Annotated in this window: 17 protein-coding genes; 1 reads left to right on the forward strand and 16 read right to left on the reverse strand. The window is 38.7% G+C overall.

The window, feature by feature from the left end; all coding sequences use genetic code 11:
- Positions 1-186 (forward strand): hypothetical protein (locus tag N0O92_RS01800; protein WP_315612902.1); only part of this gene is annotated, 186 nt, incomplete at its 5' end.
- Positions 187-397: 211 nt separating this feature from the next.
- On the opposite strand, the gene N0O92_RS01805 is transcribed toward N0O92_RS01800, so the two are convergent.
- The 16 genes from N0O92_RS01805 to N0O92_RS01880 all read right to left on the reverse strand — a co-directional run bounded on the left by N0O92_RS01805 (position 398) and on the right by N0O92_RS01880 (position 16,866).
- Positions 398-1,264 carry a 2-oxoacid:ferredoxin oxidoreductase subunit beta gene (locus tag N0O92_RS01805; RefSeq protein WP_315612903.1) on the reverse strand — a complete coding sequence of 289 codons (867 nt, stop codon included), beginning with the start codon at positions 1,262-1,264 and terminating at the stop codon, positions 398-400.
- Complete coding sequence (locus tag N0O92_RS01810) at positions 1,265-3,028, reverse strand: 2-oxoacid:acceptor oxidoreductase subunit alpha (RefSeq protein ID WP_315612904.1); 1,764 nt, start codon at positions 3,026-3,028, stop codon at positions 1,265-1,267.
- Between the two features lie 276 nt (positions 3,029-3,304).
- Positions 3,305-3,565, reverse strand: a complete 261-nt coding sequence (locus tag N0O92_RS01815; protein ID WP_034632153.1) for a stage V sporulation protein S — start codon at positions 3,563-3,565, stop codon at positions 3,305-3,307.
- A gap of 168 nt (positions 3,566-3,733) precedes the next feature.
- Positions 3,734-4,528, reverse strand: coding sequence for a TIGR00282 family metallophosphoesterase (locus tag N0O92_RS01820; RefSeq protein ID WP_315612905.1), 795 nt, complete (start codon positions 4,526-4,528; stop codon positions 3,734-3,736).
- Between the two features lie 95 nt (positions 4,529-4,623).
- Positions 4,624-6,186 carry a ribonuclease Y gene (gene rny, locus N0O92_RS01825; RefSeq protein ID WP_315612906.1) on the reverse strand — a complete coding sequence of 521 codons (1,563 nt, stop codon included), beginning with the start codon at positions 6,184-6,186 and terminating at the stop codon, positions 4,624-4,626.
- 161 nt (positions 6,187-6,347) lie between these two features.
- Entirely contained in the window at positions 6,348-7,013 is a 666-nt protein-coding gene (locus N0O92_RS01830; protein ID WP_315612907.1) for an OLD family protein, read from the reverse strand.
- A complete protein-coding gene (locus N0O92_RS01835) occupies positions 7,006-7,254 on the reverse strand; it encodes a hypothetical protein (RefSeq protein WP_315612908.1) in 249 nt (82 codons plus the stop codon). Before N0O92_RS01835 ends, N0O92_RS01830 begins: the two co-directional genes overlap by 8 nt.
- Positions 7,255-7,282: 28 nt before the next feature.
- A complete protein-coding gene (locus N0O92_RS01840; RefSeq protein ID WP_315612909.1) occupies positions 7,283-8,701 on the reverse strand; it encodes an AAA family ATPase in 1,419 nt (472 codons plus the stop codon).
- Complete coding sequence (locus tag N0O92_RS01845) at positions 8,694-9,683, reverse strand: metallophosphoesterase (RefSeq protein ID WP_315612910.1); 990 nt, start codon at positions 9,681-9,683, stop codon at positions 8,694-8,696. Before N0O92_RS01845 ends, N0O92_RS01840 begins: the two co-directional genes overlap by 8 nt.
- Before the next feature lie 88 nt (positions 9,684-9,771).
- On the reverse strand, positions 9,772-10,821 hold the full coding sequence (gene recA, locus N0O92_RS01850; protein ID WP_315612911.1) for a recombinase RecA: 1,050 nt from the start codon (positions 10,819-10,821) through the stop codon (positions 9,772-9,774).
- Positions 10,822-11,025: 204 nt separating this feature from the next.
- Positions 11,026-12,636: a DEAD/DEAH box helicase gene (locus tag N0O92_RS01855; protein WP_315612912.1), complete on the reverse strand. Its 1,611-nt coding sequence runs from the start codon at positions 12,634-12,636 to the stop codon at positions 11,026-11,028.
- The gene (locus N0O92_RS01860) at positions 12,633-13,886 is read right to left on the reverse strand and encodes a competence/damage-inducible protein A (protein ID WP_315612913.1); all 1,254 of its coding nucleotides are present in this window, start codon (positions 13,884-13,886) and stop codon (positions 12,633-12,635) included. Before N0O92_RS01860 ends, N0O92_RS01855 begins: the two co-directional genes overlap by 4 nt.
- Before the next feature lie 15 nt (positions 13,887-13,901).
- Positions 13,902-14,480: a CDP-diacylglycerol--glycerol-3-phosphate 3-phosphatidyltransferase gene (gene pgsA, locus N0O92_RS01865; protein WP_315612914.1), complete on the reverse strand. Its 579-nt coding sequence runs from the start codon at positions 14,478-14,480 to the stop codon at positions 13,902-13,904.
- A 187-nt stretch (positions 14,481-14,667) separates the two neighbouring features.
- Entirely contained in the window at positions 14,668-15,564 is an 897-nt protein-coding gene (locus N0O92_RS01870) for a helix-turn-helix domain-containing protein (protein WP_315612915.1), read from the reverse strand.
- Positions 15,565-15,574: 10 nt separating this feature from the next.
- On the reverse strand, positions 15,575-16,348 hold the full coding sequence (locus N0O92_RS01875; protein WP_315612916.1) for a DUF3388 domain-containing protein: 774 nt from the start codon (positions 16,346-16,348) through the stop codon (positions 15,575-15,577).
- A gap of 266 nt (positions 16,349-16,614) precedes the next feature.
- On the reverse strand, positions 16,615-16,866 hold the full coding sequence (locus N0O92_RS01880) for a DUF3243 domain-containing protein (protein WP_315612917.1): 252 nt from the start codon (positions 16,864-16,866) through the stop codon (positions 16,615-16,617).
- Positions 16,867-16,966 lie beyond the last annotated feature (100 nt).

Raw genomic sequence — 16,966 nt, forward strand, 5'->3', positions numbered from 1 at the left:
GAACATGGTGATGGCTTCACTCGCTGCACGCCATTTAGGAGAAGATCACTCCTAATTGGCTTAATAGATCGCAGCGGCTTCGCCTATCACTTCGCGGAAAACAAAAAAGGGGAAGATCACCCTTTTTTGGCGAACATGGTGATGGCTTCACTCGCTGCACGCCATTTAGGAGAAGATCACTCCTAATTGGCTTAATAGATCGCAGCGGCTTCGCCTATCACTTCGCGGAAAACAAAAAAGGGGAAGATCACCCTTTTTAGCGAACATGGTGATGGCTTCACTCGCTGCACGCCATTTAGGAGAAGATCACTCCTAATTGGCTTAAAAGATCGCAGCGGCTTCGCCCATCACTTCGCGGAAAACAAAAAAGGGAAGATCATCCTTTTTTGTTTTCCGCTTACATAAATTCGGTCATTAGTTGGTTGAATTTTTCTTCGTTTAAGTTTAGGTCTTGGTGTGCAAGAGGTTTTTCGTCGTATGAGTTGATGAGCTCTTGGTATGATTTTTGTTCTGTGTTTTGATAAATAAGTCCTGTAACAAGTCCATTATGTTCCATTAATGTTTGCATTGCCGTCATACGGTTTGTTGGATCATAGTTCTCAATATCAGCTAACTTCGTAATGTTTTGTTTAAACCAGTCGTACGTATTCACTTTATTAAAAGTAACACATGGACTAAATACGTTAATAAGAGAAAAGCCCTTATGATTCATTCCTTGTTCAATTAATGATGTAAGCTCTTTTAAATCGCTAGAAAAACTTTGTGCGACAAACGTCGCTCCTGCCGTTAATGACATTTCCATTACATTTAATGCAGATTCAATTGAACCACCCGGTGTACTTTTTGTCTTAAAGCCCATCTCACTTCGTGGAGAAGTTTGGCCTTTTGTTAACCCATAAATTTGATTATCCATGACGATATACGTCACATCGATGTTACGACGAATTGCATGAATCGTGTGTCCCATTCCAATGGCAAATCCATCTCCGTCACCACCAGAAGCAATTACCGTCAAATCACGATTTGCCATCTTGACTCCTTGAGCAATTGGCAACGCTCGTCCGTGAACCCCGTGGAATCCATAGGAATTGATGTAACCTGAAATCCGCCCTGAACAGCCAATTCCTGAAATGACAGCGAGATCATCCGGTTCTAGTCCAACATTTCCTGCAGCACGCTGTATGGCGGCTTGAACAGAAAAATCACCGCAACCTGGACACCAATTAGGTTTAACTTTGTTACGAAAATCTTTAAATGTTGCCATCTAGACCAACTCCTTGCTACCTTCGAATAGTGCTTTACATGTTCCATGTAATTCACCAGGTAAAAATGGATTTCCATCATATTTTAAAACGTTTTCTATTTTAACATGGCCAACGTTCATCTTAATGATATTAGCTAATTGAGCTGTTGCATTATTTTCAATCACGACTACTTTCTTCGCACGGTCAATCATTGGTTTTAATTCTTCAGTAGGGAATGGATGCAACAATCGAATTTGAGCATGATTTACTTTCATTCCATCAGCTTCAAGTCTAGGCATCGCCTCTTCAATCGTACCTCTAGTTGAGTTAACACCAATGACAAGTAAGTCAGCCTCATCATGTGTTGCGTTCATATAGATAGGATTCTTAAATTTCTGAGAAAGATTTGCTATCTTACGCATACGCTTATCCATTTGTGCTTTACGATTTTGGGGACTTTCAGACGGTTTTCCCGTTTCATCATGCTCTACACCCGTAACATGATGAATACCATTCTTCATCCCCGGTATAACGCGGTTTGAAATGCCCGACTCTGTTACTTCATAGCGCTTATAATAAGCCTTATCTTCTCTTTCCTGAATCTCTTGACCTTCCTGAAGTGCACCGCGACGAATTTCTACTTTACTAAAATCAAGCGGCTCAACCGTTTGTTTCCCTAAAGACAAAGCTAAGTCGGTCACTAAAATAACAGGACACTGATATTCTTCAGCTAAATTAAAGGCTTCAACGGTATCATAAAATGCTTCCTCTACAGTGCTTGGTGTTATCACGATTTTTGGAATATCACCATGTGTACTGTAGATCATTGCCATTAAATCAGACTGCTCTTGTTTTGTAGGCAATCCAGTACTTGGTCCTCCACGCTGTGTATCCATAATAACAAGTGGCTGTTCGGTCATCCCAGATAAGCCGATTGCTTCAGCCATTAGCGATAAACCAGGCCCTGCTGAGGCGGTGAACGCACGAACTCCTGCATAATTCGCACCAATGGCCATTGTACATGCAGCAATCTCATCTTCCGTTTGAATGACGGTTCCACCAAACTCCGGTAACTTGTCTATCATATACTCCATAATTTCAGATGCAGGAGTAATCGGATAAGCTGCCATAAATCGACTTCCAGCAGCGATTGCTCCCATCCCAATAGCATCATTTCCTATCATAAACATTCTTTTCTTTCCATCAGCGGGAGCTAATTGTAAATCTGAGATGGTTACTCCTGCGTGTTTTCGGAAATATTCTGCACCCGCACGGATGGCTTCCATATTCTTCTCTACAACACTAGCACCTTTTTTTAGAAAGAGGTCTTCTACAACGTCTTGATATGACTCTGTTGACAAGCCGAGAATTGCACTTGATGCACCAACAGCCACCATATTTTTCATTAAAGACGTGCCTAACTCAGTTGCAATCTCAGTAAAAGGAACCGCAAATAATGGAATATTATAGCCTGCGGTTACAACTGGATTAAATTTTGCATCGGCGATAACAATGCCATCTTCACGTAGTTCATGAATGTTTACATCAATCGTTTCCTGATCAAATGCAACTAAAATATCCAGGTCATCCGAAATAGAATTTAATGGAGTTGTACTTACTCGAATCTTATTGTTCGTATGTCCTCCCTTAATTCGGGAGGAAAAATGACGATACCCAAATAAATAATAACCTTGACGATTTAATGCAGACGCAAAAATCTCACCTGTACTTTCAATTCCTTCCCCTTGTTGACCGCCAACTTTCCACGATAATTGCTCTCTCACACTCTCCACCCCTCGCTTGTTGATTAGACTAAAAATAGTGAAATATCAAATTATTGACATGATACCATATTCCCGACTATTTTACTAGACTTACTCAACAATAATAGGATCATCTAAACGTTATTATAATAGGATCTCTCCTCTAAAAAACAAGACCATTCTGAAACAAGAAACTCGTTATTTGAAGAGATTATTTACAATCATGTCATCAACTTTATTATGAAATATAAAAAACCTACTCACATAAATGTAAGTAGGTTTTTGCAGGCGCTATTCCTATCTTGGTTCAACGATGATTTTCATAGCTGTTCGTTCTTCTCCCTCAATTTGAATATCTGTAAAAGCTGGAATACAAACAAGATCAATTCCACTTGGTGCAACAAAGCCCCGTGCAATCGCAATCGCTTTTATTGATTGATTAAGCGCTCCTGCTCCAATTGCTTGAATTTCTGCTGCTCCCCGTTCACGAATGACTCCCGCTAACGCGCCAGCAACAGAGTTGGGAGTAGATTTTGCTGAAACTTTTAAGACTTCCATTTCTTGTACCTCCTCTTTATGCGAAAAGTGGGCTGTCCATGATTACGATCGTCTTCATGCATTCAACAGTGCAATTAGCAGACTCGCTAATCGTACAAGATGTGAATCTAATTCATCTTATTTCAGAAAACCTATCCTTATTCCTAAAACCTTAAAATTCTTACCTAATTACGTATAAAAAGGATGATCATCATTAATTAAGACCCGTTTCACTGATTTTGCTAGACCTGTTTTTGGATCTAAATCAATGACAACCCCACTAAGCTGTGTACGCCCTTCGGCTACTTCAAAGCGGACGGGCAAATTTGTTAAAAATTTATGTATGACCGGCTCCTTTTCTACACCTAAAATCCCATCGTAAGGCCCAGTCATTCCTACATCAGTTAAATAAGCTGTCCCTTTTGGCAATATTCGTTCATCTGCTGTTTGTACATGTGTATGAGTACCTACTACAGCTGATACTCTCCCATCAAGATACCACCCCATTGCCTGTTTCTCACTTGTCGCTTCTGCATGAAAGTCAACAAAAATATATGGCGTTCTTTCCTTTATTTCTTCTAATATTTCATCCATTTTTTGAAACGGACAATCCATTGCAGGCAAGAATGTTCTACCCATGACATTAATGACTGCTACTTCTATTGCATTAATTTTGACAAGGGTATAGCCTTTGCCGGGTACACCTGAAGGATAATTCGCAGGTCTTACTAACGCCTTCGCATCATCAATAAATTCAAAAACTTCACGGTTATCCCAAGAGTGATTTCCTAAGGTTACCGCTTGTGCCCCTGCTGCTAAAAACCCTTTGTAGATTTTCTCTGTAATTCCTTTACCTGAAGCTGCATTTTCACCGTTTATAATTGTAATGGCAGGTTTGAACTTTTGTTTCAATTTCATCGTATACTCTTGAATCATCTTTCTACCTGGCGCTCCAACAACATCACCAATAAATAAAATTCTCATATTAACTCCTTCACACCGCTATGTAGTAATTACAATCATTAAAAGTTTATATAAAAGTACGATAAAAAACAAATAAAGTGGCGAATGTCGCCACTTTATTTTGCATATTCCACGGCACGTGTTTCTCGAATAACCGTAACACGTATATGCCCTGGATAATCTAATTCTTCTTCAATTCTCTTCGTAATATCGCGAGCAAGCTTATGAGCAAGTGCATCATCTACAACATCTGGCCTTACCATAATCCGCACTTCACGTCCAGCCTGAATTGCATACGTCTTTTCAACACCTTCAAAAGACTCAGAAATTTCTTCTAACTTTTCAAGACGACGGATATATGTTTCAAGCGTTTCTCTTCGCGCACCTGGTCTTGCAGCTGATAAGGCATCTGCTGCTGCGACTAATGTTGCGATAATAGAAGTTGACTCTGTGTCTCCATGATGTGATGCAATGGCATTAATGACAACAGGGTGTTCTTTATACTTCGTAGCAAGTTCTACACCAATCTCTACATGGCTACCTTCGACTTCGTGGTCAATTGCTTTTCCGATATCATGCAACAATCCAGCTCGTTTGGCAAGCTTCACGTCTTCACCTAATTCAGACGCCATCAATCCCGCTAAATGAGCAACTTCCATTGAATGCTTCAGAACATTTTGACCGTAACTTGTTCTAAACTTCAAGCGTCCAAGAATTTTAATTAAATCTGGGTGTAACCCATGAATTCCCATCTCAAACGTTGTTTGTTCTCCATACTCTCTAATAGCCTCATCAACCTCACGACGAGATTTATCAACCATTTCTTCAATACGAGCAGGGTGAATACGACCATCTTGAACAAGTTTCTCAAGAGCTGTACGAGCAATTTCACGACGAATTGGATCAAAACCAGATAGAATTACTGCCTCAGGCGTATCATCAATGATCAAGTCAATTCCCGTTAATGTTTCTAATGCACGAATGTTACGCCCTTCACGACCAATGATTCTTCCTTTCATCTCATCATTCGGTAACGTAACAACAGAAACAGTTGTTTCTGCTACGTGATCAGCAGAACAACGTTGAATTGCAAGAGATAATACCTCTTTTGCCTTTTTATCAGCCTCTTCTTTTGCTTGTGCCATTCTTTCTTTAACAATAAGAGCTGTTTCGTGAGCAATCTCTTGCTCCACCTCACTGCGAATGGTTTCACGAGCTTCTTCGCGGGAAAATCCAGAAATACGTTCAAGCTCAGTTTGTTGCTTGTTCAAGATTTCCTCCACTTTGCTATCCATCTCTTCAATTTGTCGTTGTTTTTTGGTGAGAGATTCCTCCCTTTTCTCCAAAGACTCTTCTTTCTTATCTAAGGTTTCACTCTTCCGGTCTAGAATCTCTTCTTTTTGTACCAAACGATTCTCTTGTTTTTGAATCTCATTTCTTCGTTCACGAACTTCCCGCTCTGCTTCAGTACGGATTTTATGTGCTTCATCCTTCATTTCAAGAACTGCTTCTTTCTTACCCGCTTCTGCTTCACGTTTAGCATCTTCAACAATTTGTTTCGCTGCATGTTCCGCACTTGAAATTTTCGCTTCTGCAATGGATTTTCGAACAAGATATCCAACAACTGCACCAATACCTGCAGAGACAACAAGCAAAATGGAGATGATCAATATTTCCATACTCTTTCACCTCCTCTTGCTATCTAATTGTTGGTTTCAAAATTTGTCATACGTTTCATTAATTATAAAAACAAACGCATATTACATTTGATCGCGGAAAAAATAAATAGGAAAAAACTTAACCGCATTCTCCTTAATTTTATAGCTCGTTTTAGGCAATGTCAAGTGTTGTCAATTTTCGTAACTTCACTTATTCCATCTTTTATACTTACCTCATATGATAAATCACCAGACTGTGCAAGGTGATAGTTATGCGTAATCATAATAATTTGTCGATTAAACATCGTACTTAATGATTTTAAAAATTCATATAAATAAAGAACGTAGTCTCCTGAAACATGCTTACCAGGTTCGTCTAACAAAAGTGGCCCTTCCCGTCTAGGCTGAACCGTTTCAATTAATGCTACACGAAGTGCTAATGTAACGATATCGACCACTCCACCACCACGTGAATCCTGTGGTCTTGTTTTCACCTTTATTCCTTCGTATTCTGAAACAACATAAAATTCAGCAACTGCTTTATTTCCATGTTCTTCTAGTTCAATTTGAAATGAGAATAATGGGCCAAACACATATTGCAAAGCATTTGTTACTAGCGTCTCAATTTGTTGTTTCGCTTGTTCTCTTGCATATTCTGCAGATTGTTGTAAGAGTACTCTTGCCTTTTCATACGTATCAATGGTTTCAAAATATGAATCTAGTTCCTTTATCTTTTCCGCCAACTGTTCTTCTAGCAAAGTCTTTTTTGCATCTAATCTTGTCCATCTTTCTTGAGCTATTTTAAACCTGTTCTCTAATTGCTTTAATTGTGTAGAAGCGTTACTCATTATCAATCAATTCCTTAGGAATTAATTCCCACGTCTCTTTTAAGGATATCTCAATTTCCCGTTCAAGCTTTTCTATTTCATGATCCAACTCTTCAGGTTTCACTCCTAACTCTTTTAATTCTGCTAATAACCTATTTTTTTGGTTTTCTAACTCTTCTAATTTTGCTTCTGCACGGTAACGCATATCTCTTGCTTTATCTATTGCCTGTTTCATTTGGGCTAACTGCTTTTCTACTGACATCGTACATTCACCTTCCTTGTATCAATTTTTAGGCATGTTTACAAATGGATTGACCACAGGTTGGACAAGTTCCTTCTGCTAGTAACGCTTCTTGTAACGCTTTTTCGGCCTTTTCTTGTTCTATTTTTTGTTTTTCGATGTAACGTTTCCCTTCTTCTAACCTAGACTGATAATCTCTAACTTCTGAATAGATTGTTTGCAATTTCACACAGAGCTCTAACTTTTCTGTAATCTGTTCTGTATTGCTTTTAAGCTCAGTTACACTAGGCAATCTAGTATAAATTTGTTTAATTTTCTTTTTTTGATTACTGTTACTTGTTAACTGGTCTTTTATCTCATTTAACGTTTGGCGTTTTAATTGGCAAGCCGAAATACGATCCATTGTATGATGATTTACTGAATCGATAAAGGCGGTCTTCATTGTTCTATTTTTTTCTTCTTTCTCTGCATTCTCTAATCTTCTCCATTGTTGAAAATTTCTTTTTAACTGTGTTAGAGATTGAAGCTGATTATGCAGATGTTCATAATTCTTATTTGCTAATTCAGCATGCTTTGTTTTCGTGAGCCACATCTCACATACTGAGATGGCCCGCGTAACTTCTTGTTCTTGTTTTCTTTTTTGCTCATAAATAACAAAGCGATGAACCATCTCCTGCAATTGTTCTCGCTTTCTCTCCCAGTTGTCAACCTCTTTAATTAAGTTCATCCGTCTTTCTGTTTCCGTTTCTTCGATCCTGATTTGATGCCAACTACTTTGGATTTGCTTTAGTTTTTCTTTTTTCTCTAACAGGTTCTTTATCTCGTCAATACTTGAGTCTACACGTCTTAATTGGGATTTTAGTTCTTCTAAATGAATATAGGGTTCTAAGTCTTCTTTTAGTCTATCAATTACTTGTTGTTCTTGTTTCATTCGTATATTTAATTGGGAGACATCCTTCGTCGTATCACGAATGGCCATATCCAAAAAATGTGCCCCGCTAATTCTTCCTAGTGTTTTTGCTCGAATTGTGCTCGTATTTTCCAATAAAAACGGTCCATCTAATTGCTGGGATAAATGAATCATTAATTCATTATCCTGATCAATTCGTAAATGGTCCATTCCGTGTGCTTTCATAACTTCCTCCGGGACATGAATTCCAAATCCCTCTAGCACTAGTTCTTCTTCTCCCTTTCTTTTTATCATATAGCGGTTCTTGGAACCTGTCCGTTCACGTATAATCGTTGTTTCATTTTCAAACATAACGGTAACCCTTACAAAATCACCAGATACACGAATAAAATCGGTTCCTCTTGGTTGATTATACAATGCCCAACGAATTCCTCTTAAGATCGCAGTCTTCCCACTATCAGATTGTCCGACAATAACATTTAAGCCATTACTGAATTCAACAAAAGTGTCTAGGTGAGATTGGAAATTTTCGAGTCTAACTGCCTTAATGTTATTCATATTCCCCGTCCTTCCATACTTCTTCAATAACGGTCATCCTTCGTAACGCTTCTTGTTTCACTTTTTCTTCGACATTTTTCAAAGATGCAATTTCAAGAATAATATCACTCATATTTAACGTTTGGAATTGCGATGTTTCTTTTACTTGCTGAACAAAGCTATGAAGTTTCTCTTCTTGGTGGACAGCTTTTTCTAGGAAAGTACGATCTAGGACCTCTTCTCCTTTGCGCGCGCTCTTTATTCCTACCTCTTTTAGAGAAATCACTCCATTGCAAATAGTACCAATGATTACTTTTGGCATTCTACTAATTTCTGACCAATGGTTATTGACTCGAGACAAGGCACCAGGATTGCATATGTATTTACCATTACGTTCCTTAATCCCGAACCCACCATGAAAATGGCCTGTTAAAATAATATCTGCTGTCGTTCCCCAAATATGATCAATAATCGTGTGCGGAACTCCTTCCGGCAACGCTTTCTCAACGAGCATGCTATGCACGATATGAATCAGAACATCAGCGTCTGAGTCGTTCGTAGGGTAGTAATCTAGTTTCGGATCTCGTTGATCTAAGTCGTAATGATACGGTTGTCCACTAATTTGAACTCGTTGACCGTCTTTTTCTATTAAAACAGGATGAGTAGGATCAATTACTGTCATTACTCCAAAAGAATCCATTAATCCAAGCATTGTTCGTGAAATCGTCTCTGGATTATGACCAAATGTATCATGATTTCCGGCAACAACATAAATAGGCATGTTGGCCTTCATAAATACTTTTGCAAACTGACCAACAACGTTAGGAGACAGATCTGGTCGATCAAATACATCTCCACCATGTAAAATCACATCTACTTCTTCTTTATTGGCTAATTCCATTACTTCTTCCAACTTTTCTTTTAACGTATCTACATAGACGTCTAAACGATTTTTTGGTGTCGTTCCTCGGATATGCGTATCGGTTACATATAAAAATTTCAATGAATATGACACCTCCAAATTAAATTTAAAAGAAGGAGGTGTTCTAAAGGTTAAGATTGGACCTTTAGAACACCCCTCTATTTTTTATTTATTTTAAATCAAAAGGTACATCTTCAAACTCTTCCTCTGTAGCAGCAGCTACTTCAATTTCACCATTTAAACCGTGATGATCACGGATCAATGTTTCAATTTGTTCAGCAAGATGTGAGTTTTCCTTTAAAAACTGTTTCGAATTTTCTCGTCCTTGACCGAGGCGCTCTTCATTAAATGAGTACCATGCTCCACTTTTTTGAACGATATCCAGATCTGATGCAATATCCAAGATCGATCCTTCACGAGAAATTCCCTCTCCGTACATAATATCCACTTCTGCAACTTTAAATGGAGGAGCAACCTTATTTTTCACAACTTTAATTTTCGTTTTGTTCCCAACCATGTCATTCCCTTGCTTTAGTGTTTCAGCACGACGAACTTCAAGGCGAACAGACGAATAGAATTTCAATGCACGTCCTCCAGGCGTTGTTTCAGGATTCCCGAACATAACTCCCACTTTTTCACGAATTTGGTTAATAAAAATCGCAATAGTCTTTGACTTGTTGATTGCTCCTGAAAGCTTACGTAATGCTTGAGACATAAGTCGAGCTTGCAAACCAACGTGGCTGTCTCCCATATCTCCTTCAATTTCCGCTTTTGGTACAAGGGCAGCCACACTATCAATAACAATCATATCAACTGCACCACTTCGTACTAGTGCTTCTGCAATCTCTAATGCTTGTTCTCCTGTATCTGGTTGTGAGAGTAATAACTCATCTATGTTGACACCTAACTTTTGAGCGTATACAGGATCAAGAGCGTGCTCTGCATCAATAAATGCCGCTTGTCCACCTTGTCTTTGTACTTCCGCAATCGCATGTAACGATACGGTTGTCTTACCAGAAGATTCTGGACCGTACACTTCAATGACACGACCTTTTGGATATCCTCCTACTCCAAGTGCAATATCAAGGGCAAGTGCTCCACTTGATACTGTTGATACCCGTTGCTCAGCTTGCTCACCAAGCTTCATAATTGACCCTTTACCAAATTGTTTCTCGATTTGACGTAGTGCCATATCAAGGGCAGCCTTACGATCACTCATTATGAATCTCTCCTCTATTATAAAAAATAATGTATTTTAAATTGGAAAAGCGAATCTATGTTTTGTTCTTTACTATCATACATTCTTTTTTCGCTTTTGCCAATAGTTTTACGAACATTTATTCGCTTAATAATAATAGGGAAAAGGTGACAAGGAAAGGATAGGAAAGAGCCCGATGGAACAAGGACTCTTTCAAATTCGTTATTAACTACGTGTTGGGGTTCTGCGTGGTTCACGTTTCGGGCGTGGTTTAGCTGGCTCTAAGTTAACCCTAGCGCCACTAATTCTAGAATAACGTAATGCTTCATAGACAAATGGAGCTGCTTCTTCTGGCACTTCTACAAACGTAAAATTCTCAAAAATATCAATTTTCCCTACGGATTTTCCTGGAATACCAACTAGTTCAGATATGGCTTCAATTAATATTTTTGGTGTCATATTGACATTTCTACCTACATTAATAAAGAAGCGGACCATTCCTTTTGCAGCACCTGTATCACCAAAACTATAGCCAGATTCTTCGGACGAACTTGCTGGTGAAAAGTTCATTTTTAATAATGCCGATACGACATCTCGTGCTGAAAATTCTGCTAGAACTTCATCAACTAAAGGATCAAATAACTCTGTTTCTTTTCCACTTGTATTAATCGTATCAGAAATTAATTTTTTCCATGATCCCTGTTGCTTTACAACCACTTCCTCAATTGTAGGAACATCTTGTGAAGGAATACTCATTTTAATCTCTTGTTCAATTGAACGCAAGTGTTTCATCTCACGAGGAGTGACAAGCGTAAGAGCTAAACCTTTACGACCTGCCCGTCCTGTACGTCCAATTCGGTGGACATAACTTTCAGGATCTTGTGGAATGTCATAATTAATTACATGTGTAACATTGTCAACATCGATTCCACGAGCAGCTACATCCGTTGCAATAAGGAATTCAATCGATGAGTCACGGAATTTCTTCATAACAGCATCACGCTGTGATTGTGTTAAGTCTCCATGTAATCCATCAGCTAAATAACCACGTGCTTGAAGGGCTTCAGCAAGTTCAGCAACACCTTTTTTCGTTCGACAAAACAAAATTCCTAATTCTATATCCTCACTATCAATAATTCGACAAAGTGATTCAATTTTGTTTCTCTCTAACACTTTGTAGTACATTTGATCAATAAGTGGTGCCGTCACTTCACCTTTATTAATCGTAACTGTTTTTGGAGCTGTCATATACTTACGTGACAACTTTTTAATAGCTGGGGGCATCGTAGCTGAAAAAAGAAGTGTTTGACGTTCAGTATTCACCTCGCGAAGAATCGATTCGATGTCGTCCACAAAACCCATATCAAGCATTTCGTCGGCTTCATCTAGAACAACCGTATGCACTTGATCAAGTTTTAACGTTTGTCTACGTAAATGGTCGAGAATACGCCCAGGAGTTCCTATTACCACTTGCACACCTTGTTTTAACGCGCGAATTTGGTGACCAATTGACTGTCCTCCATAGATAGGCAAGGTTCGAATCGATTTATGCACAGATAATTTTTGAAGTTCCCCTGAGACTTGGATCGCCAATTCCCGAGTGGGTGTTAAAATTAATGCCTGTACGTAACGATCAGAAGTAACTTTATCAACAACCGGTATCCCAAACGCAGCCGTCTTTCCTGTCCCTGTTTGGGCTTGCCCTACAACATCTCCTCCTTCCAAAATAACAGGAATAGCTTTTGCTTGGATAGGAGAAGGTTCTTCAAACCCCATGTCCTTTATTGCTTTTTTAATTGGTTCTGAAATCTCAAAATCATTAAAATACGTAGTCATTCTTTCTTATTCCACCTTTTCATTTCGTTCAATATATAATAACAACCATATTTAATCGCACGATCCCTAACCGACTCACGATTTCCAGCTAAATTCAATTCATAATACAACGGTTCTGACGTGAGCCCTGATACCCCAATAAAAACGGTGCCCGGATCTTTTCCGTCTTGTTTAGATGGACCTGCTACTCCAGTAAAACTTATCGCTAGGTCTGACTCGTATTGCTCCTTTGCACGTTGAGCCATTTCGATCGCACATTGATAACTAATTACACCATGCTTGTTAATGACTTCATTCGACACACCTAATACGTTTTCCTTCACATCTGTAGAATAGGAAACAATTCCCCCACGGTATACCGCAGATGACCCTGCAAACGAAGTTAACATTGAAGAGAACTTCCCACCTGTAAAACTTTCTGCTGTAGATATCGTACAGTTTTTTTCTTGTAATTGCAAAAAGAGCTGTTCCATTAGAGAGGTTTCATCATAACCGTATAAGTATTGGCCAACTCGCTTTGTTATTTGCTCTTCTGTTTCATCTAATAACCTTTTTTGTTCAACAGGGTCGGCATGTTTCACCGTTAATCGTAGCGTCACTTCGCCTTCATTTGCTAAAGGAGCAATCGTTGGATTGGTTTGAGATTCGATTAAATCAAGTAAGTCCGTCTCTAATTGAGACTCACCAATATCGAAAAAACGTAACACACGTGAGGTAATTGACGTTTGTTCTCCCATCATGGCTGCAAGTTGAGGCAACAATTCGTTCATAAACATCGGCTTCATTTCTTGAGGTGGACCAGGAAGAAGAACAATTTTCGTATTCCCGGCTGAAACAATCATTCCTGGCGCCATTCCATGAAAGTTATTTAGGACAAAACTACCTTCAATCACAAGTGCTTGTTTTCGGTTGTTTTCAGACATAGGACGATTTCTTTTTTTAAAATACGCTTCAATATTATGTAAGGACTCTTCATGATGAACGAGCTTCTTTCCTACCATTGACGCCACTGTTTCTTTCGTAAGATCATCTTTCGTAGGTCCTAGACCGCCAGTTAAAATAATTAAATCTGAGCGCGACTTAGCTAACTCTAACGTAGTAAAAAGCCTCTTGTCATTGTCACCTACTGTAGTTTGGTAATAAACATTCACTCCAAGAAGAGCTAATTCCTGAGAGAGAAAAGCTGCATTTGTATTCACAATCTGTCCAAGTAGTAATTCTGAACCTACAGAAATTAATTCAGCATTCATCGCATCTACCGCCTACTATTTTGATTTTAGGAGCACATGTTGATTTTTTTGAAAATAATCAATTCCAGAAACAATCGTTAAAAACGTTGCCACGTATATAGCAATCATATCAAATGGCAATGAAAGAGCTTGAAAAGGCCAGTTATGTAACATAAGTGCAGAAATCGCTACTATTTGTGATACAGTTTTCAACTTTCCAAGCTGACTCGCAGCAATAACATCTCCATCGGCAGCCGCAACTAAACGAATCCCTGTCACAGCAAATTCACGACTGATAATCACAATAGCAATCCAAGCCGGAAGAAACTGTAGCTCCACTAACGCAATTAAGGCTGCAGTAATTAACAACTTATCTGCAAGAGGATCCAAGAACTTCCCTAAATTGGTCACAAGTTGATATTTTCTTGCATAATACCCATCTAGCCAATCTGTCGCAGCAGCAATAATAAAAATAATCGCCCCAATAAAGTGGGCAAGAGGGATCATTGTTCCAAGAAAATTAATGTCACCAAATGAAAAAGGGACTAAAAAGAAAATCATAAATAAGGGGATAAGAAAAATTCGAGAGATCGTTATTTTATTAGGTAAATTCACAAAATTCCCTTCCTTCATCTAACGGTGATAATAGTACAATCCAGGTTCCATAAAACATTGTACCATAATTGCTATTAATTAATAAATGTAACCACCTTATTCCATTTGCACAAAAAAAGAGCAGTTCATCATCCGGCCCTCCCTTCCAGGTTTTCAGAAGGGAGTACAACAGACAATGAGCCCCTCATTATTCAGACTCTTCTTGATTTAAAACCGTGATGTCAATTTTCTGATGAGTAATATCTAGTGGAAATTCTACTTGTACATCATTAATATACAATTCAACAAATTGAGAAGCTCCAAAATTGAAGATTACTCGTTCTTCAGCCTCAACTTCAGGTGTAATTACTTCTCCATCTGTTGGCTGTCCACTAAAAAATGTGTTACCTAATGCATTTTTTACATCGATATAAGAACGCTCTCCTGTAATTTCAATACGCACATCTGATAATTGCCCATTTTCTAACTCAAAGAAGGAAGTATTCCCAGAACTTTCTATGAACGTCAACGTGAACGTTGGTTCAGGCTCAGCTTCTTCCTCTTCTTGTTCTTCTTCAGGAACTTCTTCTACTTCAGGCTCTTCCTCTTCCTCTTCAGGAACCGTCCCCACGCCTTCAGAAAAATCGGCTTCTAAGTTCTCACTATCATCTGGAGCAACAGCCCCACCATCTTCTGTACCTCCACCTTGAGCCATAATCCAAATTCCAACGACAATTATACCTATAAAGACAACGGCAACAAGAGCTGGTATAAACGACCCTTTTTTCGTCCGTTTTTTCGGATTGGGCGCTGGCTTACTTCGCTCTGTTCGCGATGGAAGTGTAACAGCTTCACGCTGTGGATTGGGAAGCTCATTACGATATTGATCAAATAATGGTTCAGGATCAAGTCCAATTGCTTCGGCATATGTTTTAACAAATGCTCTCGCATAGAAGATCCCAGGCAATGCATCAAATCGGCCTTCCTCAATAGCAATTAAATAACGCTTTTGAATTTTTGTCATACGCTGAAGGTCATCCAATGACATTTGTTTTTGCTCTCGTGCTTCTTTTAAATGCTGACCTAATTCTGACAATCCTAACACCTACCTACCTCTAACTTATATCAAAAGAGGAAAAGCCAGATTCTACAACCTCGTATGTAATCTCTTCTCCCTCATCGTTTCTCAATTCTATAATACAATCAAAATCATCAAGTTCATATTCTGTTTCACGAACAAAAATATCTGGATGCTCCACAACTTTCACTGCTGGAAGTCGCATAATATCACTTACTAATGTCCGGTGTTTCTCTGTTGATCTCATCGTTGTCACAATTCCATCAATAATAAAAATATGATCTTCACTCATTTCATCATCGGCCAGTTGGCTTCGAACTGTTTGCCTTAAAAGCGTTGAAGAAATAAAAGACCACCTTTTATTTGCACAGACACTAGCAGCAACAATAGACTCTGTTTTTCCAACTCGAGGCATTCCGCGAATCCCCACTAGGAAATGCCCTTCACGTTTAAATTGTTCTGCCATAAAGTCAACTAATAGACCTAATTCATTTCGGATAAAACGAAACGTTTTTTTATCATCAGCATCCCGTTCAATATATCGCCCATGACGTATAGCTAAACGATCACGAAGCCTAGGTTCCCGAACCTTGATAACCGTAATGTCTTCTATCGTCTCTAAAATAGCTTTAAATCTAGCCACTTGATCATCTGAAGAGCTCCGAATTAGCATGCCTCTTCGCATATTGTCTACCCCATTAATCGTGACGATATTAATCGCAAGCATCCCAAGTAAAGAAGAAATATCTCCCAGAAGACCTGGCCTATTTTTATGTATTTGATATTCTAAGTACCATTCTTTTAAGCCCATTTGCTTCACCCTTTTTGAACTAATTGAGTCATATGTGAGGCTATATGAGATCTCATCTTTCATGATAATTGATTTTAATCATAAATGAAAGAACTTTGTCGGAAATAATTGGTGGTTGACAAATAGCTTCCCTTTTTTTTGGGTATAGTTGTGACTATCAACAGTTTGCTCCACTTCTGGTGCTATTATGTAATGATCCATTAAAGGTTTTTCATGCGATGAAAAAACGCCGCAGATTAGCGGCGTTTCTTGTTTGTCTATTCGAATTAGCCTTCATTTTGAACAAGCTTGACCATCATGTTGGCAATAGCATGTTGTTCTTGCTCATCTGCTACTTTCCAAAGTTCAGCTAGGACACGCTCTTGTTCGTTTTTAGGCTCAACCTGTTGCGCCAAATACTCACCAACTTGATAAGCAACATCAGACACAACATTCTGACTCATTCCTTCACCTTGTGCTTGGTTAAGACGGTTTCCTAAAAAATCTTTCCATTGTTCCCAATTGTCAAGTACAGACATATTAAGACCCTCCTTGAAAATGTACTTCGATAGTATTTTTTCTCAGGTCCAATTAGAATATTCATGTTTCTACTCTTTTTTAAATATGTATAACTGTTCG

The sequence above is a fragment of the Alkalihalobacillus sp. MEB130 genome (genome assembly GCF_032335535.1).
Classification (GTDB): domain Bacteria; phylum Bacillota; class Bacilli; order Bacillales; family Bacillaceae_D; genus Halalkalibacter.

Excerpts from the sequence above, each read along its gene's own strand:
- N0O92_RS01840 (WP_315612909.1), bottom strand. The coding sequence starts at position 8,701 with ATGAATAACATTAAGGCAGTTAGACTCGAAAATTTCCAATCTCACCTA.
- rny (WP_315612906.1), bottom strand. The coding sequence starts at position 6,186 with ATGGAAATATTGATCATCTCCATTTTGCTTGTTGTCTCTGCAGGTATT.
- N0O92_RS01805 (WP_315612903.1), bottom strand. The coding sequence starts at position 1,264 with ATGGCAACATTTAAAGATTTTCGTAACAAAGTTAAACCTAATTGGTGT.
- N0O92_RS01860 (WP_315612913.1), bottom strand. The coding sequence starts at position 13,886 with ATGAATGCTGAATTAATTTCTGTAGGTTCAGAATTACTACTTGGACAG.
- N0O92_RS01855 (WP_315612912.1), bottom strand. The coding sequence starts at position 12,636 with ATGACTACGTATTTTAATGATTTTGAGATTTCAGAACCAATTAAAAAA.
- N0O92_RS01835 (WP_315612908.1), bottom strand. The coding sequence starts at position 7,254 with ATGTCAGTAGAAAAGCAGTTAGCCCAAATGAAACAGGCAATAGATAAA.
- N0O92_RS01815 (WP_034632153.1), bottom strand. The coding sequence starts at position 3,565 with ATGGAAGTCTTAAAAGTTTCAGCAAAATCTACTCCCAACTCTGTTGCT.
- N0O92_RS01830 (WP_315612907.1), bottom strand. The coding sequence starts at position 7,013 with ATGAGTAACGCTTCTACACAATTAAAGCAATTAGAGAACAGGTTTAAA.
- N0O92_RS01875 (WP_315612916.1), bottom strand. The coding sequence starts at position 16,348 with ATGGGCTTAAAAGAATGGTACTTAGAATATCAAATACATAAAAATAGG.
- N0O92_RS01820 (WP_315612905.1), bottom strand. The coding sequence starts at position 4,528 with ATGAGAATTTTATTTATTGGTGATGTTGTTGGAGCGCCAGGTAGAAAG.
- recA (WP_315612911.1), bottom strand. The coding sequence starts at position 10,821 with ATGAGTGATCGTAAGGCTGCCCTTGATATGGCACTACGTCAAATCGAG.
- N0O92_RS01880 (WP_315612917.1), bottom strand. The coding sequence starts at position 16,866 with ATGTCTGTACTTGACAATTGGGAACAATGGAAAGATTTTTTAGGAAAC.